Consider the following 22,249-nt stretch of genomic DNA (forward strand, 5'->3'; position numbering starts at 1 on the left):
CGTTTCCGGTACGTGCGGGAGCCGGCTCCGGGCCGTCGCTGGATCGGCGGTCCGGTGCCCGGCGTCGTCGGCGCCGTGGCCGTGGCCGGTGCGGCCGGTGCCGCCCGCTGACGGGGGCCCGTGGCGCGGGGGGAGCGCCGCCGGTGCGGGCGGGCGGGGGCGGCGAGGGTGAGGAGAAACACGGGGCGGCTTGCGAAACTCGCCCGTAAGGTGGCGATATGCAGGTGATCCAATCGACCAAGCTCGCCAACGTCTGTTACGAGATCCGGGGCCCCGTCCTGGAGGAGGCCATGCGGCTTGAGGCGGCGGGGCACCGCATTCTCAAGCTGAACACCGGAAACCCGGCCGCCTTCGGCTTCGACTGCCCGCCCGAGATCCTGGAGGACATGCTCCGGAACGTCGGCAGCGCACACGGCTACGGGGACGCGAAGGGGCTGCTCTCCGCCCGCCGCGCGGTGGTGCAGCACTACGAGACGCGCGGTGTCGAGCTGTCGGTGGAGGACGTCTACCTGGGCAACGGCGTCTCGGAACTCATACAGATGTCGATGCAGGCGCTGCTGGACGACGGTGACGAGGTGCTCGTCCCGGCGCCCGACTACCCGCTGTGGACCGCCTCCGTCTCGCTCTCCGGCGGGACGGCCGTGCACTACCGCTGCGACGAGCAGTCGGACTGGCTGCCGGACCTCGCGGACGTCGAGCGCAAGGTGACCGACCGCACCAAGGCACTCGTGATCATCAATCCGAACAACCCGACCGGGGCGGTCTACGACGAGGAGATGCTGCGCGGGCTGACGGACATCGCCCGGCGGCACAACCTGATCGTCTGCTCCGACGAGATCTACGACAAGATCCTCTACGACGACGCCACCCACACGCCCACCGCGGTAGTCGCCCCCGACCTGCTCACCCTCACCTTCAACGGGCTCTCGAAGTCGTACCGGGTGGCGGGCTACCGCAGCGGATGGCTGGCGGTCTGCGGACCGAAGGCGCACGCCGACAGCTACGTCGAGGGGCTGACGATCCTGGCCAACATGCGGCTGTGCGCGAACATGCCCGCGCAGCACGCGGTGGCGACCGCGCTCGGCGGCCGGCAGTCGATCGAGGACCTGACGCTGCCCGGGGGACGGTTGCGCGAGCAGCGTGACACCGCGCACCGGCTGCTCACCCAGATCCCCGGCGTGACCTGCGTCAAGCCGAAGGGCGCCATCTACGCCTTCCCCCGGCTCGACCCCGACGTGTACAAGATCAAGGACGACCGGCAGATGGTGATCGACCTCCTCCGGGAGGAGAAGATCATGATCGTGCACGGCACCGGATTCAACTGGCCGGAGCCCGACCACTTCCGGATCGTCAACCTCCCGGCGGCCGACGAGCTGGCCGAGGCGGTCACCCGGATCGGGAACTTCCTGGACGGCTACAGCCAGTACTGAGCCCCGGCTCCGCGCCCCGTGCTCCGGGGCGCCCTCCCGTCATCTCGCGCGCTCCCCGCACCCCCGGCCCTCCGTGGGCCGGGGGTGCGGTGTGTCCGGGGCAGCTTCGTCCCCGGGTCGTGCGCTCGGGGGTGGGGCCGGTCGTGGGGGGTACGCGGCGAGCGCCGTCCGGTGGGCGGGGGAGGGGCGGGACGCCGCGTGGAAGGTGAACGCGAGAGAGGACAACTTTAGACGGAGTCTAAGTTAGGATGTCTTCCCGAAGATGTTCGCCAGGAGGCCACCCATGTACGAACCGATCCGCAGCAAGTCGGTCCACACGATGGCCGAGCCCGACCCCGCGGTGCGGGCGCCGCGCCGCTCCCGCGAGGAGGAGCTGGATATCCGGCTCGCGGGTCAGCTCACCGCGCTGCTCACGGTGGTGGACGAGATCCGCGCGCTGGCGCCCGCCGCCGAGCTGGACGAGCGGGCGCGGCGGCTCGCGGAGGGCGTTGCGCGGTTGCGGTCCGGGCAGGCCCCGCTGCGTGCGGCGCCCTCGGCGCCGAGCGGCGATCCGTCCCGGGTCGTCGCGCTGCACCAGCGGGCGCACCGGCTCGCGGGCAACGCGCTCGCCGTCGCCACGTCCCGCGAGGACGCGCTCGCGATCCAGCTCGCGGAGGAGTGCGCCGTGGCGCACGGAGAGCGGCTCGGGCTCGCCGAGCCGGTCTGATCCGTCGGTCTGTTCCACCGGACCGGTCTGATCCGCTCGTCCGGCCCGCCGCATCGGGGTGCCGGCCAGCGCGCGGCCGACGCCGCACTCCCCGGGCCACCGGCGTCCGGAGGGGTGGCGGGCGGCCGTTCCCGGACAGCGCGACGCCCCCGGCGCGGGGAAGCGCCGGGGGCGTCGGGTGTGTCCGTGGCTCAGCCGAGTCGCCTGACCAGGGCGCGGTACTCGTCCCACAGCGCGGTGGGGGTGTGGTCGCCGAAGGTCTCCAGGTGCTGCGGCACCAGCGCGGCCTCCTCCCGCCACACGTCACGGTCGACGGCGAGGATGAAGTCCAGCTCCTCGTCGGTCAGTTCGAGCCCGTCGGTGTCGAGCGCGGCCTTGGTCGGGAGGGTGCCGATGGGCGTCTCGACGCCCTCCGCCTCGCCGTTCAGCCGCTCCACGATCCACTTGAGCACCCGGCTGTTCTCGCCGAACCCGGGCCAGACGAACGAGCCCTCGTCGTTCTTCTTGAACCAGTTGACGTAGTAGATCCGGGGCAGCTTCGCCGGGTCCGGGGCCTCCTCGCCGAGGCGCACCCAGTGGGCGAAGTAGTCGCCCATGTTGTAGCCGCAGAACGGCAGCATCGCGAAGGGGTCGCGGCGCAGTTCACCGACCTTGCCCTCGGCCGCCGCCGTCTTCTCGCTGGCGACGTTGGCGCCGAGGAAGACGCCGTGGCGCCAGTCGAAGGACTCGGTGACCAGCGGCACCGCGGTGGCCCGCCGTCCGCCGAAGAGGATCGCGGAGATCGGCACCCCGCGCGGGTCCTCCCACTCGGGCGCGATGCTGGGGCACTGTCCGGCCGGGACGGTGAAGCGCGCGTTGGGGTGGGCGGCGGGGGTGCCGGACTCGGGCGTCCAGTCGTTGCCCTTCCAGTCGGTGAGGTGCGCGGGCGACTCCTCGGTCATCCCCTCCCACCAGACGTCGTTGTCGTCGGTGAGGGCGACGTTGGTGAATACCGAGTTGCCCCAGAGGGTCTTCATCGCGTTGGCGTTGGTGTGCTCACCGGTGCCGGGCGCGACACCGAAGAAACCCGCCTCGGGGTTGATCGCGTACAGCTGGCCGTCCTCGCCGAACCGCATCCAGGCGATGTCGTCGCCGACCGTCTCGACCGTCCAGCCGGGGATGGTGGGTTCCAGCATGGCCAGGTTCGTCTTCCCGCAGGCGCTGGGGAAGGCGGCGGCGACGTACTTGGCGGCCTCCGGGCCGCCCTTCGGCGGGGTCAGCTTGAGGATCAGCATGTGCTCGGCCAGCCAACCCTCGTCCCGTGCCATGACGGAGGCGATGCGCAGCGCGTAGCACTTCTTGCCGAGCAGCGCGTTGCCGCCGTAGCCCGAGCCGTAGGACCAGATCTCGCGGGTCTCCGGGAAGTGCGAGATGTACTTGGTGCTGTTGCACGGCCAGGGCACGTCGCTCTCGCCCTCGGCGAGCGGGGCGCCGACGCTGTGCACGGCCTTGACGAAGAAGCCGTCGGCGCCGAGCTGGTCCAGGACCGGCTGCCCCATCCGGGTCATGGTGCGCATGGAGACGGCGACGTACGCCGAGTCGGTGATCTCGACGCCCAGCGCGGAGAGCGGCGAGCCCAGCGGGCCCATGCAGAACGGGACGACGTACATCGTGCGGCCGCGCATCGAGCCGCGGAAGACGCCGCGTTCACCGGAGAACAGCTCCCGCATCTCGGCGGGGGCCTTCCAGTGGTTGGTGGGGCCCGCGTCCTCCTCCTTCTCGGAGCAGATGAAGGTGCGGTCCTCGACCCGGGCGACGTCACTCGGGTCGGAGGCGGCGTAGTAGGAGTGGGGGCGCTTGATCGGGTCGAGTTTGGTGAAGGTGCCCTTCGCCACCAGCTCCTCGCACAGCCGCTCGTACTCCGCCTCCGAGCCGTCGCACCAGACGACGCGGTCCGGTTGGGTCAGTGCGGCGATCTCGTCGACCCAGGAGATCAGTTCCTGGTGGCGGGTGGGGATCGGGTGGGTGGTGGGAGCCGCAGAACTGCGCGCCACGATCGCTCCAGACGTTGAGGGTGACATGCGGATACGGCACGGGTATCCGCTTCCTTGGTGGTTCTGCACGCCCCTTGGGGGCCGCGACCCGGATGCGTCCGTGGCGGGTGCGCATGCTCATCCGGTGCCGCCCTTGCTCATCTGATCATCCGAGCCTAGACGCTGACTGTCCAGATGGGAACGGTGTGTCCGTCACCACTCGCGCTCCGGCCCCGCACCGCGCGCTGGTCACGGCACGCACGCGAAGCCGCCCGGGCGCGTCGGCCCCTCCCACGCGCGGGGCGTCGTCCGTCACTTACGCCCCCGTAGGTTCGGAGGGCGTTCTGGTTACGATTGCCCGATGACTGCCGCTGATTCCCCGTCCCAGGAGACGCCAGCCGCGGAGCCGTTCCCCACCCCGGCGGCCGACGGGCCGTCGGCCCGCGCGCAGTTCCCGTCCCCGTCCCGCCCGTCCCAGCCGTCGCCGTCTTCCGCGTATTCCGCGACCGCGCACCCGGAGCCGGTGGCGGAGAACAACCACGAGACCGGCGCCGCCAACGTCCCCCGCTCCGCCCCGGACGCCGCCGTCGGCGACGAACCGCCGCGCGGTGCGGGCGGCCAGGCACCGCGTCCCGGATCGCGGTTCCCCGCCGCGGCCTCGGCGGCCTCCGCCGCTTCCTCGGCCGCCGCCTCCGCCGCCCAGGTGCTCAAGCCCCGACTGCGGGGCTGGCTGCACGCGGGGATGTTCCCCGCGGTCCTGGTGTCCGGGATCTTCCTCACCGCGCTCGCTGGGAGCACGCGCGGCCGACTGGCCTGCGCGATCTACACGCTCACCGCCTGCCTGCTGTTCGGCGTCAGCGCGCTCTACCACCGCGGGGACTGGAGCCCGCGCGCCACCGCCGTCCTGCGGCGGCTGGACCACGCCAACATCTTCCTGATCATCGCGGGCACCTACACGCCGCTGACCATACTGCTGCTCCCGGACGGCCGTCGGGACCTGCTGCTCTGGGGGATCTGGGCCGCCGCCGCGCTGGGCATCGCCTTCCGGGTGTTCTGGGTCGGCGCCCCCCGCTGGCTCTACACCCCGTGCTACGTCGCCATGGGGTGGGCCGCCGTCTTCTTCCTGCCGGACTTCCTCCAGGCGGGCGGCATCGCGGTGCTGGTCTGCGTGATCGTCGGAGGGCTGCTCTACAGCCTCGGCGGGCTGGTCTACGGCATCAAGCGGCCGAACCCGTCACCGCGCTGGTTCGGCTTCCACGAGGTGTTCCACTCCTTCACGCTGGCCGCCTTCGTCGTGCACTACGTGGGCATCTCGCTCGTCGCCTACCAGCACAGCTAGCGAACCAGCCCAGCTGGCGGCCAGTCCGGCCGTCCGGCGGGTGGCCCGGCTCAGCGGAGCGGGGTCCGGCGCACGGAGCGGCCCGCGAGGACGTCGGTGCGCCGCCCGTCCTCGACGACCGGGCGCCCGTCGACCAGGACGTGCGGGATGCCGACCGGCGGGGTGCGCGGGCGGTCGAAGGTGGAACCGGCGGCCACCGTGTCCGGATCGAAGAGCACCAGGTCGGCGCGGTATCCCGGGCGGACCAGGCCCCGGTCGGGCAGCCGCAGCCGGGCCGCCGGGCGCGAGGTCAGGTGCGCCACGCACTCCTCCAGCGAGAGCACCCCCAACTCCCGTACGTAGTGGCCCAGGTAGTGCGGGAAGGTGCCGTGGGCGCGGGGGTGCGGCTTGTCGCCCTGGAGGATGCCGTCGCTGCCACCGGTGTGCACCCGGTGCCGCATGATCCGCCGGACGTTCTCCTCGTGGCCGACGTGCTGGAGGATCGTGGGGCCGAGCCGGTCCTCGACGAGCAGCCGGACCGCGGTGTCGAACGGTGCCTCGCCGCGCTCCCGGGCCGACCGCGCGACGGTGTGGCCGACGTACCCCGCCAGTTCGGGGCGGGTCACCCCGGAGATCTCGATGGTGTCCCAGTCGATCGGTACCCCGTGGCAGCCGTCGGCGCCCTCCACCTCCATGACGTGCCGGACGCGGGCCGCCGTCGACGGGTCCCGCAGCCGCGCCAGGGTCGCCTCCGGCCCACCCTCGCTCGCCCAGCTGGGCAGCATCGCCACGAGCGTCGTACAGCCCGGGGTGTAGGGGTAGGTGTCCAGCGTGATGTCCGCTCCGCCGTCCAGCGCGCGGTCCAGCAGCGCCAGCAGCTCGGGCGCCCGCCCCTCGTTGACGCCGAAGTTCATGGTGGCGTGCGCGAGATGCAGGGCGCAGCCCGCCTCCCGGGCCAGCCCGACCATCTCCTCGTACGCCTCCAGGGCGCCCGCGCCGTACGAGCGGTGGTGCGGGCAGTAGTAGCCGCCGTACGCGGCCACCGTGCGGCACAGCTCGGTCAGTTCCGCGTCCGAGGCGTACATGCCCGGGGTGTAGGTCAGCCCGGACGACATGCCCACGGCGCCCTGCTCCAGCCCCTCCGCGACCAGTTCGCGCATCCGGCGCAGCTCGCCGGCGGTCGCGGGACGGTCCTCCCAGCCGACCGCCAGCATCCGCACGGTGCCCTGCGGGACCAGGTAGGCCGCGTTCACCGCGGTGCCCTGCCGGTCGATCCGGTCCAGGTACTCGCCGACGGTGCGCCAGTCGAAGTCCAGCGAGGTGTCGCCGGGGCCGCCGCCGTTCCAGCCGGTGATGGCCCCGCGCACCTCGTCGAGCGTGCGGTCGTCGACCGGCGCGTAGGACAGCCCGTCCTGGCCGACGACCTCCAGGGTGACGCCCTGGGCCGCCTTGGCCGAGTGGTCAGGATCGCGCAGCAGCGCCAGATCGCTGTGCGCGTGCATGTCGACGAAGCCGGGGGAGAGGACCAGCCCGTCGGCCTCCAGCACCCGCCGACCGCCGGGGCGCGGCTCGCCCTCGCGGACGATCGTGGCGATCCGGCCGTCCTCGATCCCCACGTCGGCGCGGTAGGCGGGCGCCCCGCCGCCGTCCACGACACGTGCGTCCCTGATGACCAGTTCCATACCGGCTCCTCGGTCTCGGCCGACGACGGTCCGGCGCGGTACCGCCCGCGCCCGGTGCCGCGCGCTCGCTGACGGGTCAGAAGAAGGTGCGGACGAACTCGACGACGGTGCCGTCCCCCTCGACCACCGGCACACAGCCCCACCGGTCGAAGATCGTGCACGGGTGTGACATCCCGAGACCCACCCAGTCCCCGACCTCCGGCGGCTCCGCCGCCGCGTCCACCCGCAGCCAGGTGTGCTGGTCGGAGAGGCCGGTGACGGTCAGCCCACGCGCCGGGCGCTGACCGCCGTCCCGGGCGGAGCGCACCGTGTGCGGCTCGGGCAGCCGCAGGTCGTGGGCGGCGTCCCGCTTGCCCGCGTTGAGGAACGCCTGCCCGGGCTCCGGCCGGGAGACGACCTGGGCCCAGAGCGTGAACGCGGAGCGCAGCCCGCCCTCTTCGGGGATCCGGCGGAAGGGCGTCACGTCCCGGTAGTGGCCGTCGTCGTGGGAGACGTACGCACCGGAGCGAAGCAGCTTCAGCACCGGCCGGGACAGGGCGGGCAGCGCGTCGAAGACCTCCGCCACCGCGTCGAACCAGGCGCTGCCGCCCGCGCTCAGCACGATCCCGTCCAGCTCCGCGAAGTGCCCCGCCGCGTCCAACGTGCCCACCAGCGCCGTGAGTTCGCGCAGCCAGCCGGTGACCGTCGCGGGCGTGGCCTCCGGCACCTCGCCCTCGTACCCGGCGACCCCGGCGAGCCGCAGGGTCCCGGTGCCCGCCACCGCCTCCGCGAGCGCGACGCACTCGCGGAACGGCGCCCGCGACCGCACTCCGGTGCGCGCCCCCGCGCCCGCGCCCAGCTCGATGACGACCTCCACCGGCCGTGGCGTCGCCCCGGGCCCGGGCGCGCGCGGGGCGGCGCGCAGTGCCTCGTCCATCAGTGCGACGCCCTCGGCCGAGTCGACGTAGCAGAGGAACCGGAAGGCGGGGTCCCGGTCCAGCTCGGCGGCGACCCAGTGGAGCGCCGCCGGGTCCACCAGCTCGTTCGCGAGGAAGATCCGCTCCACCCCGAAGGCCCGCGCCACCCGCGCCTGGTGCGGCACCGCGAGCGTGATCCCCCAGGCGCCGTGCTCCAGTTGGCGTTCGAAGAGCCGGGGGGCCATGGACGTCTTGCCGTGCGGGGCGAAGGCCAGCCCGTGCCGCCGTGCGTACCGCTCCAGCAGCGCCAGGTTGTGCGCCAGGTGGTCCTCGGACAGCGCGAGCACCGGGGTGGTGAAGCCGCCGGTGAACAGGGAGCGGCGCTCGGCGGCGAGCTGACCCAGCGTGCGGCCCTCGGCGTCCGGGGGGAGGCCCTTGAAGCGGTGGTCGACGCGTTCGTCGGCGAGGCGGGCGACGGGGGTGTCGGCGGGGGCCATGGCGACTCCGTAGCGATGAAGTTGCAAAGTATGCAATGCACATTGCGCATAACGCTTGACGCTGTCTAGCATCCCGCTGAGCACCGGGTCAATGTGCGGACCCGCCCCGATCCCCGCCACGACGGGGCGCGGACGTCATCGACGGCGGTACTGACGGCGGGCACCGGAGGCAGGCCAACGACGGGGCGCGGAGCGGGTGTTGGGGCCCGCTCGGCCGGGCGGCGCGGCGGCGGTGACGTGGACAGGAGGGGACATGAGGGGAGCGGTACCGGCCGTGGAGACCAGTCCGTACACCGATGCCGTCTGCCTGGGCGAGTCGCTGGTGACCTTCGTGCCGCACCGGGCGGGACCGCTCGCGGACGTGCCCTCCTTCGACCGGGCCATCGGCGGCGCCGAGTCCAACGTCGCCTGCGCGCTCGCGCGCGCCGGTCACCGCGTCCGCTGGGTCAGCCGGGTCGGCGCCGACGGCTTCGGCGACCACCTGGTGCGCACCATCGCCGGGCACGGTGTCGACACCTCCGCCGTCGCCCGCGACGGCGCCCGGCCCACCGGGATCTACTTCCGCACCAGCGGAGAGCGGGCCACCACCGCGCCCGGGTGCCCACCGGGGGGCCCGCTTCCCGGCGGTCCACCTCCGGGTGATGGCACGGACGGGGCGGTCGCTCCGGACGGGCCGGTCGCGGAGGTCGTGTACTACCGCGCGGGCTCGGCGGCCTCCGCGATGTCCCCGGAGAACACCCCGGCGCCGACGGACTGCCGGGTACTGCATCTCACCGGGATCACCGCGGCCCTCTCCGCCAGCTGTCTCGCGCTGCTCCGCCAGCTCACCGCCCCGCGCCCCGGCCGCCCGTGCGTCTCCTTCGACGTCAACTACCGCCTGGGGCTGTGGCGCACGGCGCCGGAGGGCCCCGAGGTGCTGCTGGAGCTGGCCCGCGGCTGCGACCTGGTCTTCGTCGGAGAGGACGAGGCCGCGGCGGCCTGGGGGGTGACCGGCGGACCCGCCGCGGTACGCGCCGCGCTGCCCGAACCCCGCGTGCTGATCGTCAAGCGGGGCGCCGCGGGCGCCACCGCGTTCACCAGGGAACCCGCCGACGGCGAGCCCCAGCCGGGCGCCACCGCACCGGAGCCCGGCGCCGCTCCCGGAGCGTCCGGCGGGCACCGCCCGGACACGGTGGTGAGCGTGGCCGCGCCGCGCGTCGACGTCGTCGCCTCCGTCGGCGCCGGGGACGCCTTCGCCGCCGGGTACCTCTCCGCGTCCCTGCGCGACCTGCCCACCCGGGACCGGCTCCGGCACGGCCACCTCACCGCCGCCGCCGCGCTCACCGTCCCCGGTGACCTCGCCGCGCCACCCGCCCGGGAGCACGCCGACCGGCTGGCCGCGCTGAGCGACGAGGCGTGGGAGACACTGCGACTCGGCCCCGGCTGGACGGCACCGGGCGACGAGCACCCCACGGACGCGGAGGTACCCACCGCATGAGCCAGACCGTTGACCGCGCGCTGAGCATCCTGCCGCTGCTGGCCGAAGGCCCGGCCAGTCTGGAGCAGGTGGCGCGGCGGTTGGACGTGCACAAGTCAACGGCGCTGCGGCTGCTTCGCACCCTGCACGAACACGGCATCGTCCACCGTCAGCCGGACCACCGCTACCGGCTCGGCGCCCGGCTGTTCGCCCTCGCCCAGGAGGCGGTGGAGAACCTCGACGTACGGGAGATCGCCCACCCGCACCTGGCCGAGCTGAACGCGGCCTGCGGGCACACCGTGCACCTCGCCGTGCACGAGGAGAACGAGGTCCTGTACATCGACAAGTTCGAGAGCCGCTACCCGGTCCGGATGTACTCCCGGATCGGCAAGCCCGTCGCGATCACCGTCGCCGCCGTGGCCAAGCTGCTGCTGGCCGACCTCCCGGAGCCGGAGCGCCGCGCCCTCGCCGCCCGCCTCGACTACCCCCAGTACACGGCCCGTTCGACGCCGAACGCCACCGCCTTCCTCGCCGAGCTGGCCACCGTGCGCGAACAGGGCTGGGCCACCGACCTCGGCGGGCACGAGGAGTCGATCAACTGTGTCGCCGCACCCATCCGGGGGACCGACGGCCGGACCATCGCGGCGATGTCGGTCTCCGCGCCGAACGTCGTGGTCTCCGCCGACGAACTCCTCACGCTGCTGCCCCGGGTGCGCCACACCGCCGAGGCCATCAGCGCCGAGTACGCGGGCAGGCCCCGGCCCACGGAGGAGGAGCGCCCCGGCCCCGCCCGGACCCCCTGACCGACCCGGCCTCCGGGTCCGGTCCCTGGTTCCGGCCCCTGGTGCGGGTCCCCGAGGCCGGTCTCCCGCCGGTCCCCGAGCCCGGTCCCCGAGGCCGGGTCCGCCGAGCCCGGTCCCGTACCGCTCCCGCCCGTCACACCCACCACCGGGGTCACCACCCCCGGATCACCACCGCCCCGCACGCCCCGGACCACCACCCCGCACACGCCGGACCATCCGGACGACACGGAGAGAGAGCGAGCGACGCCGATGACCGAGAAGCTGACCAAGACCGCGCTGACCCCCGCCACTCACACCACGCCCCCCGCGAGGTTCTCGCACGGGGTGAGGAAGGGCAACATCCTCCAGGTCGCCGGGCAGGTGGGCTTCGGGCCCGCCGCCGAGGGCCAGGCACCCACCCCCGTCGGCCCCGGGCTGCGCGAGCAGACCCTCCAGACGCTGGCCAACGTCGAGGCGATCCTGCGCGAGGGCGGTGCCTCCTGGGAGGACGTGATGATGCTGCGCGTCTACCTGACGGACACCGCCCACTTCCCCGAACTCAACGAGATCTACAACGAGTTCTTCGCCGGACTCCAGGAGGCCCCGGCCGCGCGTACCACCGTCTACGTGGGTCTTCCGGCCGGACTGCTGGTGGAGATCGACGCGTTGGCGGTACTCGGCTGAACCGCCCCCGCCAGCCCCCGAATCCGCCCCCCGGTCCGCCACCGGGCCCGTTCCCGATGCCGGGTCTCCGCCCCTCGCCGTGAACCCGTCCGGCCGTCCGACGAGCGCACGGCGAGGCGGGGTTCGGTCTGGGAGGGGCCAACGGAGCGTGCCCGGGCGGTCTTTCGCCCCCGGGCGTTCTTCTCGGGCCCGCTCCCGGGATGTTCGTCCGGGGCGCTCGCTCGGGGTGTCGGCCGGGGCGCCCGTGCGGGAGTGTTCGCCCCTCGTCTCGTCCCCGCATCCGTTCCTGTTTCCGTCCCCGCCCCCTGCTCCGTCCCTGTTCCCGTTGCCGTTCCCGCTGCCGTCCGCGTTCCCGTTCCGGTGCTCCGGCTCTCCGTGGGACGTGACGGCGCCCGCCAACTGACCCTGGTATAGGGGGCGTTCACCTGGGCTCGGGTATTCCGGCCCCGCTGGCTGGTACGGATCGGGCCCCCGGTGGGTAGACACCGACGTACCGCGTGTCACACCGGTCCCGTCGGACCCGGGTGCGGAGTCCTCCGCGCCGCCCTCGGCCGTCCGGCCCGCACCGCTCGCGTACGAACCGGTCCGTAACGCCAACCGTCCCCGTACCGCGCCTCGTTCCGCATCCCGGTCCGCTTCCGACTCCCGTTCCCGAAGACCGGCACCCTGCACCCAGCACCCTGCACGCGTTCGCATATCCGACCGAACTCCCGTCCACACACCCGGACATGGAAGCCAGAGGTCCCCATGCTGCTGCTCGCCCAGACCGCCGAGGAGGAGGGGCCACCGCACACCGGTGGGCTGCTGCTCCTCATAGGTGGCACCCCAGGACTGCTGATCGTCGCGACGCTCGGCATCCTGCTGTTGCTGTACCTCATCATCACGGTCCGCCTCCAGCCGTTCGTCGCCCTGCTCGCCGTGTCGATCGCGGTGGGGCTGGCCGCGGGGCTCTCGGTGACCGAACTCTTCGGCACCGTGCAGAACTCGGATGTTCCCTCGCTCATCGAGGACGGCATGGGCGGCATCCTCGGCCATGTCGCCATCGTGATCGGGCTGGGCACCATGCTCGGCGCCATCCTGGAGGTCTCCGGCGGGGCCGAGGTGCTCAGCCGCCGCTTGCTGGGCCTCTTCGGGGAGCGACGGGCGCCGCTGGCGATGGGGATGACCGGGCTGATCTTCGGTGTTCCGGTCTTCTTCGACGTCGGTATCTTCGTCCTCGCGCCGATCGTCTACGCCACCGCGAGGCGCAGCGGCAAGTCCATCCTGCTGTACTGCATGCCGCTGCTGGCCGGGCTCTCCATGACGCACGCCTTTCTGCCGCCGCACCCGGGGCCGGTCGCCGCGGCCGGGCTGTTCGAGGTCGACCTGGGCATGGTCATCCTGATGGGGCTGGTCTGCGGTACCCCGGCGGTGCTCGCCGCCTGGGCGTTCTCCGCCTGGATCGGCCGGCGGATCTTCGTCGAGGTGCCGCAGGACATGGTCGAGGCGGCGGACGAGGCGCGGGCGGCGGTGGCGGCCGAACAGGCCGCGGCCGGGGTCAGGCCCTCGGAGAAGCCGGTGTCGCTGTTCACCGTGCTGGCCATCATCGGTACGCCGCTGGTGCTGATCCTGCTGGCCACCTTCTCCTCGGTCGCGCTGGACCCCAGTACGCTCCGCTCCGTCGTCGAGTTCTTCGGCAACCCGTTCGTGGCCCTCACCATCGCGCTGCTGATGGCGTACTACCTGCTCGGGATCCGGCGCGGCTGGTCGCGGCGGTCGCTGGAGACCGTCTCCACCGCCTCGCTGAAGCCGGTGGGCAACATCCTGCTGGTCGTCGGGGCGGGCGGGATCTTCGGCGCGGTGCTGAAGGGGAGCGGGGTGGCCGACGCGCTGTCCGACACCTTCCGGGACGTGGGGCTGCCGGTGATCGTGCTGGCCTGGCTGGTCTCGGTGGTGCTGCGGGTGGCGCAGGGTTCGGCCACCGTGGCGATCGTGACCACCGCGGGCATCGTGCTGCCGCTGGTCGAGGGAGAGGGGCTGTCCCAGGCCCAGTTGGCGCTGATCATCATGGCGATCTCCGCGGGTTCGATCTTCGCCTCGCACGTGAACGACGGCGGATTCTGGATGGTCGCCAAGTACTTCGGCATCTCCGAGCGGGACACCCTCAAGTCCTGGACGGTGCTGGAGTCGGTGCTCTCGGTCGTCGGCTTCCTCGCGGCGGCCGCGGTGTACCTGGTGATCTGACGCGGCGTACCCGGTGGTCCGAACGGCGCGGCGCGGCGCGCGGACGGGGACGTGGGGTCGGGCGGCCGGGGAGATGGGACGGTCCTATCGCGAGGCGGAGTCTTGTGGGCGGGCCGGGCAGCCCCAAGAATGCACGCGGTACACCGGACGGACCCCCACACCAGGGGGTCCTCGGTATCGAGAGAGGAACCCCCACATGAAACGACCTCTCGTCAGCACGCTGGCGGTGGCGCTCCTGGGAGCCGCCACCCTGGTGGGTGGCGCGGCGGCGCCCGCGGGAGCGGCGGAGCGTCCGGCCGCGTCCGCCGAGCGGGCGGACACCGGCGGCGGTGAGAGCCGTGGCGGCGCCGAACTGCCGCTGGCGGCACCTGACTTCGAGGGCACGGTGGCGCTCAGCAACTGCTCCGGTTCGGTGGTCCGCACCGCCGACTCGCAGCCGGGCGACCCCGCGCTGGTGCTCTCCAACGGGCACTGCCTGGAGGGCGGGATGCCGGAGCCGGGCACGGTCCTGGTGGACCAGCCGTCCAGCCGGAGCTTCACGCTGCTGGACGCCGGTGGCGCCGACGCCGGGACGGTGAACGCCACGAAGCTGGCATACGCCACGATGACCGGCACCGACGTCTCGCTCTACCAGGTCGACGCCAGCTACGAGGAGATCGAGGCGCAGCACGGCGTCCAGGCGCTGGAGCTGGACTCGGCGCGTCCGAAGGAGAGTTCGGCCATCACGGTGGTCTCCGGCTACTGGAAGGAGACCTACAGCTGCGACATCGACGGCTTCGTGCACGAACTGCGCGAGGGCGGCTGGACGATGAAGGACTCCATCCGTTACACGGAGGCCTGCGAGACCAAGGGCGGCACCTCGGGCTCGCCGATCGTGGACGACGTCTCCGGCAAGGTCGTGGGCGTCAACAACACCGGTAACGAGAACGGTGGCGAGTGCACGATGAACAACCCGTGCGAGGTCGACGAGAACGGGGAGGTCACCGTCCGCCCCGGCACCAACTACGGCCAGCAGACGTACCAGATCACCTCGTGTGTCGGTGAGGGCAACACGGTGGACCTGAGTCTGCCGGAGTGCGCGCTGCCCAAGCCGTAACGTCCCGTCCGCCGGGCGCTGTTGGCGGTCGACCGCCACGGCTGGCGCCCGGCGGGCGCGGCGTGTCAACACACCGCGGGGGCCACGGCGTTCGTCGCCGTGGCCCCCGCGCGGTGTCCGGGTGGTGGCCCGGGACCGGACCGCGCCGCCGCCCCCCGGCGGCGGCGAGACCGGGTACGCGAGGCCGGGGGACGGGCGCTCGGCATCCGGCGCCCGTTCCCCGGCCCGCCGTCACGGAAGTCCGTGGACGTGCGGACCGACCGTGCTGGACCAGGAGTTGCCGTTCGAGGCGTCCCAGGCCGTGGACCAGGTCATCGCGCCGCGGATCCCGGGGTAGGTGGTGTCCGGGGTGAAGGAGCCGCAGTTCTCGCCCTTGGCCAGGCAGTCCAGTGCGTCGTTCACCACGCCCGGTTCCACGTAGCCGGAGCCGGCGGCGCTGGGTGAGGCCGGGGTGCCGAGGCCGACCTGGGACGGGTCGAGGCCGCCCTCCAACTGGACGCAGGCGAGCGCGGTGAGGAAGTCCACCGAGCCCTGGGAGTAGACGTTCCCGTCGCAGCCGATCATCGAACCGCTGTTGTAGTACTGCATGTTGACGACGGTCAGGAAGTCCTTGATGTTCAGCGCCGTCTTGAAGTACTCGTTCTCCGGTGACTGCATGTCCACCGTCTGCGGCGCCATGGTGACCACCACGTCGCTCTTCTCCGCGTGGATCGACTTGAGCGCCTCCGTCATGTAGGTGGCGTTGAGGCCGTTCTCCAGGTCGATGTCGACCCCGTCGAAGCCGTACTCGTCCATCAGGCCGACGATGCTGTTCGCGAAGTTGGTGGCCGCCGTGCCGTCGCCGACGCTGACGTTGCCCTTCTCCCCGCCGACGGAGATGATCACGGACTTGCCCTCGGCCTGCTTCGCCGCCACGTCGGCCTTGAACTCCTCCTCGGAGTAGCCCAGCGCGGGGTCGAGGGTGAAGTCGACCTCGCCGGGCTGGCCGGTGGCGTCCGCGAAGGCGACGGCGATGATGTCGTACTCGTCCTGCACCTCGGCGACGGTCTGGACGGTCGCGCCGTTGTCGAAGTTCTGCCAGTACCCGGTGACCGCGTGGGCCGGGACCGCCGAGGCGCCGACCCGGGGCGCGGGGGAGTCGACGGTGATCCGGGTGTCGGCGGTGGCCGTACCGGGGTCCGCGCTGGCGCTGGTGGTGCCGACGGCCAGCAGCCCGCCGGCCGCCAGCGCTCCGGCGGCCAGTCCGGCCAGCAGCCGGTGGCGCGTCGAGCGCCGGTCGCGTCCGGGAGAGGTGGGGGAATCGGAACGTGCTCGTGCGCGTGCCACAACTGCCTCCGGTGTGGGGGTCCTTGGAGTGTGCGGTGCCGTGCGAGGTGGCGCGGTGCGCGGCGGGGGCCGCCCAGCGCTCGCCTCCAACGTGGTCCAGACCAATGCGGTTGTCAAGATGCGGAACCCGGGTCCGTGCCCTTGTGCTGCTTGTGACGCGACGGGTTGGATTCCCCCCACGTTGGGGACGAGGAGCCGGAGGCGCCAGTATGAGCACGCATCAGGGACCGCCGGAGAGCGGAGCGTCAGGCGATGGGGGGCGCTCCGCGGAGCGCCCCCCGGCCGTCGCGAACGACCCCGGGGCCGGGGCCGGTTCGGCCGCGGTACCGCGCCAGGCGGGTGGCGGCGGGGGCGAGGCGGGGAGCACGCCGACCGCCCGGAAGGTCAACTGGAAGCTGATCGGGCCGGGGATCGTGGTCGCGGCCACCGGCGTCGGGGCCGGGGACCTGGTGGCGACGCTGGTCGCCGGGAGCAAGTTCGGCTACACCCTGCTCTGGGCCGCCGTCCTCGGCTGCGTCGTCAAGATCGCGCTGGCGGAGGCCGTGGGCCGCTTCCATCTGGCCACCGGACGCACCCTGTTCGACGGCTGGCGCTCCCTGGGCCCGTGGACCACGGTCTACTTCGCCATCTACGTCGTCATCTGGGGCTTCGTCTACGGGGCGACCGCGATGAGTTCGAGCGCGCTGCCCCTCCAGGCGCTCTTCCCGGGCGGGCCCGACCTCAAGACCTGGGGCGTCATCACCGGCCTGCTCGGGCTGCTGTTCGTGTGGTTCAACCACTACGCGGTCGTGGAGAAGGTCCTGATGGCCTTCGTCGGCGTGATGTTCGTGGTGGTCGTCTACGTCGCGATCCGGGTCACCCCGCACCTCGGTGACGCCGTCACCGGTCTGGTGCCCACCCTTCCGGACGGCTCCGTCCTCTACACGCTCACCCTGATCGGTGGCGTCGGCGGGACGATCACCATGGCGGCCTACGGGTACTGGGTGAACGCCAAGGGCTGGACCGACAGCGGCTGGATGCGGATGATGCGCGTCGACAACCGCGTCGCCTACGTCACCACCGGCATCTTCGTCGTCGCGATGCTGGTCATCGGCGCCGAGCTGCTGCACTCCGCCAACATCGCGCTCACCGAGGACGGTGAGGGGCGTGGCCTGCTCGACCTGGACACGGTGCTGGAGGAGCGCTTCGGCGAGGTCACCTCAACCCTCTTCCTGGTTGGCTTCTTCGCCGCCTCCTTCTCCTCGCTCGTCGGCGTCTGGCACGGCGTCAGCCTGATGTTCTCCGACTTCGTCGAACGGGCGCGCCTGGCCCGGAAGACCTCCGGCGAGGCCGGGGCCGACAGTGCCACCGCCGTGGCGTCCGGTCAGCGCGAGGGAACCGGCCCCTTCCGCGCCTACCTGCTCTGGCTGACCTTCCCGCCGATGGCGCTGCTCTGGCTGGACAAGCCGATCGGCCTGATCATCACGTACGGGGTGCTGGGCGCCTTCTTCATGCCCTTCCTCGCGCTGACCCTGGTCTGGCTGCTCAACACCAGCCGCACGCCCCGCCCTTGGCGGAACGGGCCGCTGAGCAACGGGTTGCTCACCGTCGCCGGGCTGCTGTTCCTGGTGCTCTCCGTGCACGAGCTCACCGAACTCGACTGGAGCTGGCTGGGCTGAGCCGCGGCCCCATCCATCCCACCGGGCCCGCCCGTTCGGCGTCCGCCCGTCCAACCACCCACACGGCACCGTCCGTTCACCGGATCCTTTCGCACCACCCCGCCCGGGCGCCCTCCGCGTCCGGGCGGTCTCGTGCCGGGGGAGGCCCCGTCCCGGTGCCCTCCGGCCGGGCGCCGAACTCGGGTCTCTGGGTCCGGTCCTGGGCCCTGTGCCCATGGCGGCCCGCGCGGCGGGGGCTACCGTGCGAACGCGGGTGCGACAAGGGAGGCCGTACGGGGTGCGTGGCGCAGCGGGGGACGTGGACTCACGAACCGGGGACGGCGGTGAACTCCCGGCGGTACGGCGGCGATCGGGCGGACTCTTCCCGTTGCTGGTCGCCTGGGCGGCTGGCATCGCGGTGTTCTGCGCGGCCGGTCTGCTGTCCGACGTGCTGCTGTCCGACGTCGCCGACGCCGAACGGCTGTCCGCCGTCGGCTGGCGCCTCACGCTCATCCACCTGCCGAACCTGCTGATCGCCACCGGCGCCGCGCTCGCCGCCGCGCGGGCGCACCGGCGTCCCTACCGCGCCTCCCTCCTCTGGCACCTCGCGGCCACCGCGGGCGTGCCGCTGCTGGCGCTGGCCCGCGCGCTGGCCGAGGGCGGGGCGCTGCTGGCCACCGAGGGCGCCGCGCTGATGGCGACGGCGGCGCTGCTGGGCGGCGGCGCCGGACTGGCCCTCGACGCGCTGCTGGAGGGCCGCCGGGCCGCGCGCGGCTCCGGTGTGGTGTGGGACGGCACGTCCGCGCCGCCGAGCTGGCGCGACGGCCGCTGGGAGCGGGGCGCCACCGGAGTCGAGTACCTGGGCGCGGTGTTCGTGGTGCTGAGCATGGTGCTCGCGGTCTCCACGACCGGGATCGGGGAGGCCGTCGGACAGCGCTTCCAGTGCGCGCTCAGCAAGCTCACCGAGCGGGGCTACGGCGCGGGCGGGAAGGGCGGATCCGCGAAGGGCTCGGCCACCCGCACCGCCACCGTCACGGTCAACCGTGACCCGGAGACCGACCGGCTGAGGTCCCTCATCATCACCCGCACCACGCAGAGGAAGGGCGGCGGCGCGGCCTCGGGGGAGCGGAAGACCCGAGGCGGGAAGGACGGCGGGAAGGTCAGCGGGGGCGGCGGACGCCAGGCCACCCGCACCGACACCGACACCGACATCCTCTCCTTCCAGGACGGGAAACCCGGCGTCGCCAAGCAGCGGGCCGTGGCCGAGGACTGGCTCTCCGGCGACCTCACCGAGGGGCCCAACTCCACGATATTCACGCTCTTCTCGGGCATCGCGCCGGAAAAGGACCCGAAGGCCGGAGCGGACAGCTCGAACAGCTGATGTACGAGCGGGGAACGTCCAGCAGGACCAGCTACTCCGGGGTCGAGGACGCCGCCGACTTCGGGTTCGAACTGAACCTCGGCGCCGCCGACCTCGGCTACACCGCGAGGTTCGGCGAGAACACCGAACAGATCGGGGACGCCACCTACCTCGGCGCTCCGTACCAGGGCAAACGGAAGTACGTACCCTTCAGCCTGTGCGCGAAGTGACCGCGACGCCGTCCGGACGAGTGGGAGTGACCGTCATGACACACGCTGGAGCCCGCCCGGCCACCACCCCGGTCCCGGCCTCCGCGGCGGCCCGCCGGGCGCGCGTCACCGGCGGTGTCGCGCTGTTGCTGGGGGCGGTGCTGGTGGGCTGCGGCTCGGACAGCCGCTCCGCCGCCGAGCCGGAGGACGGCGGAGGGCGGCTGGAGGCCGGGGGCGTCAGCGCCGTCTGCCCGGACGGCTGGATGGTGCTGGCGGACGACAAGCTGCCGGAGAACAACGACGCGGCGGCGGTGCTCCGCGAGGACGGCGAGATCACCGGAAAGGTGGTCATCCAGCTCGACTTCATGCGCGCCTCGGACACCGAACTGGCGGCCATCGGCGCGGCGGGCTCCTACGTCTTCGGCGGCCGGACGAAGAGCCGGAAGGACATCGAGGTCGAGGGCACCGACTCGGCCAAGCGGCTGGACTACGAGCCGCGCGAGTCCACCGGCCGGGACCGGGTCCCGCCCAGGGGCACCGTGGTCAACGGCACCGACGTGGTCGGCATGGACGCCCGGGACAAGCCCTTCCTGGTACGGATCATCACCGAGCGGGGCGCCGTTCCGAAGGCCGACGTGGACCGCCTCGTCTCCTCGGTGGCGGTGCGCGGCTGAGCCACGCCCGGCCCGGATGTTCCGACTCCCGCTTCCCACACCGGTGTTGGGCCGCCGTGTTCCGGTACGGAATCGCTGGACGAGCCAACCGGCCCGAGGCGCGGGCATTTCGGTCCCACGCGCGGTGAAATCCCGTACCGAAGAGGCAGTTTCACGCGGGAAACCATGGATCATCGTGCTCAGGGCCCGAGTTGGGGAGCCGGGCAGCGGACACGGGAATCGGCGCGCTCACGCGTAACGGCGCGGCGCCCGGGGCAGACGTAGACCGTCGGGAACCGCACAACTCCCCCTGGGGATCATCGGATCCGTGCTTTTCCCTTGCAACGGCTGAGAGTTCCGCCGTTCTTCGCTACGCTGCCGACTTCGCACGTGATGCCCCGTTCGGCTCCGTCCGGCGCGGTGTGTGCCTAACTGAGCGTCATACGGGGCCCATGAGGGTGTTCTCTGATGGATAAGGTGTGGATAAGCTGCGATCCAGAAGAGAAGTACCCGCGTGTGACGGCCGCCGCGGCCGGAGCGGGGGTGCCGAGCAGCAGCCAACCGGGAGCCCGAGGTGTCCACCGCGATTGCAGTCACAAACCCCGGTCTCGCGCTGCCGCCACCCGACCGGCACACCCCGGCCGCCCATGTGCTGACGCCGCCCGACCGGCAACCGCTGGATTCCGCCCTCACCGAGCTGCACCGACTCGTCGAACAGCACGGATATGTCGTCACGGTCTACCCGACGGGCACCCCGCTTCCCGTTGTACAGCGCATGCACATGGTGCGCTCGCTCCTGGAAAGCGACCGCATCGCCCTGCTGGAGATGGACCTTCCGCCGCTTGCGACAGCGATTCTCATTCGGCAGCTGCGGCAGCTCTCGGTTTACGACTTCAGCCCCGGGGTCCTCGCCTCCGCCGCCCGGCTGCTCGCCCACTACGTCTACGCGGGCGCCCTGCTCAACTCCGTCGCCAAGCTGGACCGGGTTCCCGTCGGCCTGACCTCACACGCCAAGTCCTGGGTTCCCGGGGCCCAGTTCGGGGTGCTGGCCAATCCGCGTCCGCAACTCGTCAAGGTGGGTGGCTCGGCGAAACTGGCCGGACCGGAGTTCGCCACCCATCTCCTGGTCGCCCAGGGCCAGTTGACCTCCGACTGGGTGCGGAGCACGCTCGCCACCCAGTGGCCGGTGCAGGCCGTCCAGGAGGCGGAACTCCCCGCCGACTCCGCCCGCTGGTGGGGCACCGGAAAGCTGGTCGAGTTCGCCGCCGCCATCCCCGACGTCGCGACGCTGTACCAGCTGGTGAACTCCGTCCAGGTGCGGCAGTGCCGCTGGTGCGGACTCGAACTCATCGGCGACCGCTGCGCGTTCTGCGCGGCGCCCACTCCGCCGCCGGAGAACCAGCCGGTGGCCGGGGGCGTCGTGCACCACGTGGCCCCCGTGACCGGCCGGTCATGGGACTAGCCCCGCCGGGCAGCCGGCCCGGCCCCGGACGGGCCCCGCACGACCGCGTCACTCCGCCCACCGCCACCGTTCCCAATCCGAGGTAGTCCGCACCATGAACTCACGCCAGCGTCGCGGCGTCATACTGCTGCTCGTGTCGGTCCTGGTCGCCATCGGCGCGTTCGTCGGTGTGCTCTCGGTCGTCAACGACGCCGAGTCCCAGGTGGGCAACAAGGTCACCGCCTACGAGCTGACCTCCGACGTGTCCCCCTACAAGACGCTCAGCGAGGGCGACTTCGACAAGGTCACGCTGCCCAAGCGGTGGCTGCCGGACACCGCCGTCCGCGACCTGGACGAGGTGCGCGGCAAGGTCGCCACCAACAAGCTGAGGAAGGGCTCGCTCCTCCAGTCCGACATGCTCGCCGACCGGCCCGAACTGGAGCCCGGCCAGCAGGAGATCGCCATCATGATCGACGCGGAGACCGGCGTCGCCGGGAAGATCACCCCCGGCGCCACCGTCAACGTCTACGCCACCTTCCAGGCGGAGGGCAACGGGAAGCCGCAGTCCCGGGTGCTCGTCAACAACGCGAAGGTCATCGACGTGGGCCGGATCACCGCCCTGCGGCCCAAGGACGACGAGGACGGCGGGGACGCCTCCGGCAGCCAGGCCGTGCCCATCACCTTCGCGCTCAACACCAAGAACGCCCAACGCATCGCGTACGCCGAGTCGTTCGCCAGCCACGTACGGCTGGCGCTGGTCGCCCCGGGCAGCGACACCCGCATCCCGTCCGGGGAGCGTGACTACACCCTGTCCGACGACAAGGGCAACTGAGGACAGGTG

18 protein-coding genes are annotated in these 22,249 nt (G+C 72.4%); 14 read left to right on the top strand and 4 right to left on the bottom strand.

Going from position 1 to position 22,249, the window contains the following annotated elements:
* Positions 1-218: 218 nt before the first annotated feature.
* On the top strand, positions 219-1,430 hold the full coding sequence (locus E0L36_RS10420; protein ID WP_180928749.1) for a pyridoxal phosphate-dependent aminotransferase: 1,212 nt from the start codon (positions 219-221) through the stop codon (positions 1,428-1,430).
* A gap of 283 nt (positions 1,431-1,713) precedes the next feature.
* On the top strand, positions 1,714-2,136 hold the full coding sequence (locus E0L36_RS10425) for a hypothetical protein (RefSeq protein ID WP_180928750.1): 423 nt from the start codon (positions 1,714-1,716) through the stop codon (positions 2,134-2,136).
* Positions 2,137-2,327: 191 nt separating this feature from the next.
* Here E0L36_RS10425 and E0L36_RS10430 read toward each other — a convergent pair whose 3' ends face one another.
* Positions 2,328-4,169, bottom strand: a complete 1,842-nt coding sequence (locus tag E0L36_RS10430) for a phosphoenolpyruvate carboxykinase (GTP) (RefSeq protein WP_180928751.1) — start codon at positions 4,167-4,169, stop codon at positions 2,328-2,330.
* Between the two features lie 682 nt (positions 4,170-4,851).
* Here E0L36_RS10430 and E0L36_RS10435 point away from each other — a divergent pair.
* Positions 4,852-5,487: a hemolysin III family protein gene (locus E0L36_RS10435; protein ID WP_308416796.1), complete on the top strand. Its 636-nt coding sequence runs from the start codon at positions 4,852-4,854 to the stop codon at positions 5,485-5,487.
* A 50-nt stretch (positions 5,488-5,537) separates the two neighbouring features.
* Here E0L36_RS10435 and E0L36_RS10440 read toward each other — a convergent pair whose 3' ends face one another.
* Both E0L36_RS10440 and E0L36_RS10445 read right to left on the bottom strand, forming a co-directional pair.
* Entirely contained in the window at positions 5,538-7,148 is a 1,611-nt protein-coding gene (locus E0L36_RS10440; protein ID WP_180928752.1) for an amidohydrolase family protein, read from the bottom strand.
* A 76-nt stretch (positions 7,149-7,224) separates the two neighbouring features.
* Positions 7,225-8,541 carry an alanine racemase gene (locus E0L36_RS10445; RefSeq protein ID WP_180928753.1) on the bottom strand — a complete coding sequence of 439 codons (1,317 nt, stop codon included), beginning with the start codon at positions 8,539-8,541 and terminating at the stop codon, positions 7,225-7,227.
* A 253-nt stretch (positions 8,542-8,794) separates the two neighbouring features.
* Here E0L36_RS10445 and E0L36_RS10450 point away from each other — a divergent pair, with 253 nt between their 5' ends.
* The 5 genes from E0L36_RS10450 to E0L36_RS10470 all read left to right on the top strand — a co-directional run bounded on the left by E0L36_RS10450 (position 8,795) and on the right by E0L36_RS10470 (position 14,782).
* Positions 8,795-10,018 carry a sugar kinase gene (locus tag E0L36_RS10450; protein WP_180928754.1) on the top strand — a complete coding sequence of 408 codons (1,224 nt, stop codon included), beginning with the start codon at positions 8,795-8,797 and terminating at the stop codon, positions 10,016-10,018.
* Positions 10,015-10,800 (top strand): IclR family transcriptional regulator, encoded by a 786-nt coding sequence (locus E0L36_RS10455; RefSeq protein ID WP_180928755.1) that lies wholly within the window; start codon positions 10,015-10,017, stop codon positions 10,798-10,800. The genes E0L36_RS10450 and E0L36_RS10455 overlap by 4 nt, the downstream gene beginning before the upstream one ends.
* A gap of 249 nt (positions 10,801-11,049) precedes the next feature.
* Complete coding sequence (locus E0L36_RS10460) at positions 11,050-11,463, top strand: RidA family protein (RefSeq protein WP_180928756.1); 414 nt, start codon at positions 11,050-11,052, stop codon at positions 11,461-11,463.
* A 747-nt stretch (positions 11,464-12,210) separates the two neighbouring features.
* Complete coding sequence (locus E0L36_RS10465; protein ID WP_180928757.1) at positions 12,211-13,686, top strand: GntP family permease; 1,476 nt, start codon at positions 12,211-12,213, stop codon at positions 13,684-13,686.
* A 196-nt stretch (positions 13,687-13,882) separates the two neighbouring features.
* Entirely contained in the window at positions 13,883-14,782 is a 900-nt protein-coding gene (locus tag E0L36_RS10470) for a serine protease (protein WP_180928758.1), read from the top strand.
* Between the two features lie 231 nt (positions 14,783-15,013).
* Here the strand turns inward: E0L36_RS10470 and E0L36_RS10475 are convergent, their stop codons facing one another.
* The gene (locus E0L36_RS10475; RefSeq protein WP_219636595.1) at positions 15,014-16,036 is read right to left on the bottom strand and encodes a chitinase; all 1,023 of its coding nucleotides are present in this window, start codon (positions 16,034-16,036) and stop codon (positions 15,014-15,016) included.
* Between the two features lie 281 nt (positions 16,037-16,317).
* Here E0L36_RS10475 and E0L36_RS10480 point away from each other — a divergent pair, with 281 nt between their 5' ends.
* The 6 genes from E0L36_RS10480 to cpaB all read left to right on the top strand — a co-directional run bounded on the left by E0L36_RS10480 (position 16,318) and on the right by cpaB (position 22,240).
* Positions 16,318-17,766, top strand: coding sequence for an Nramp family divalent metal transporter (locus tag E0L36_RS10480; protein WP_180928760.1), 1,449 nt, complete (start codon positions 16,318-16,320; stop codon positions 17,764-17,766).
* Between the two features lie 277 nt (positions 17,767-18,043).
* On the top strand, positions 18,044-19,126 hold the full coding sequence (locus E0L36_RS10485; RefSeq protein ID WP_180928761.1) for a hypothetical protein: 1,083 nt from the start codon (positions 18,044-18,046) through the stop codon (positions 19,124-19,126).
* The gene (locus E0L36_RS10490) at positions 19,126-19,335 is read left to right on the top strand and encodes a hypothetical protein (protein ID WP_180928762.1); all 210 of its coding nucleotides are present in this window, start codon (positions 19,126-19,128) and stop codon (positions 19,333-19,335) included. The genes E0L36_RS10485 and E0L36_RS10490 overlap by 1 nt, the downstream gene beginning before the upstream one ends.
* Before the next feature lie 35 nt (positions 19,336-19,370).
* Entirely contained in the window at positions 19,371-19,988 is a 618-nt protein-coding gene (locus E0L36_RS10495; RefSeq protein WP_180928763.1) for a hypothetical protein, read from the top strand.
* Between the two features lie 553 nt (positions 19,989-20,541).
* Entirely contained in the window at positions 20,542-21,429 is an 888-nt protein-coding gene (locus E0L36_RS10500) for a hypothetical protein (protein ID WP_180928764.1), read from the top strand.
* Positions 21,430-21,523: 94 nt separating this feature from the next.
* The gene (cpaB, locus tag E0L36_RS10505) at positions 21,524-22,240 is read left to right on the top strand and encodes a Flp pilus assembly protein CpaB (RefSeq protein ID WP_180928765.1); all 717 of its coding nucleotides are present in this window, start codon (positions 21,524-21,526) and stop codon (positions 22,238-22,240) included.
* The last annotated feature ends 9 nt before the right edge of the window (positions 22,241-22,249 follow it).

The organism is Streptomyces sp. AJS327, from assembly GCF_013450295.1.
GTDB lineage: Bacteria > Actinomycetota > Actinomycetes > Streptomycetales > Streptomycetaceae > Streptomyces.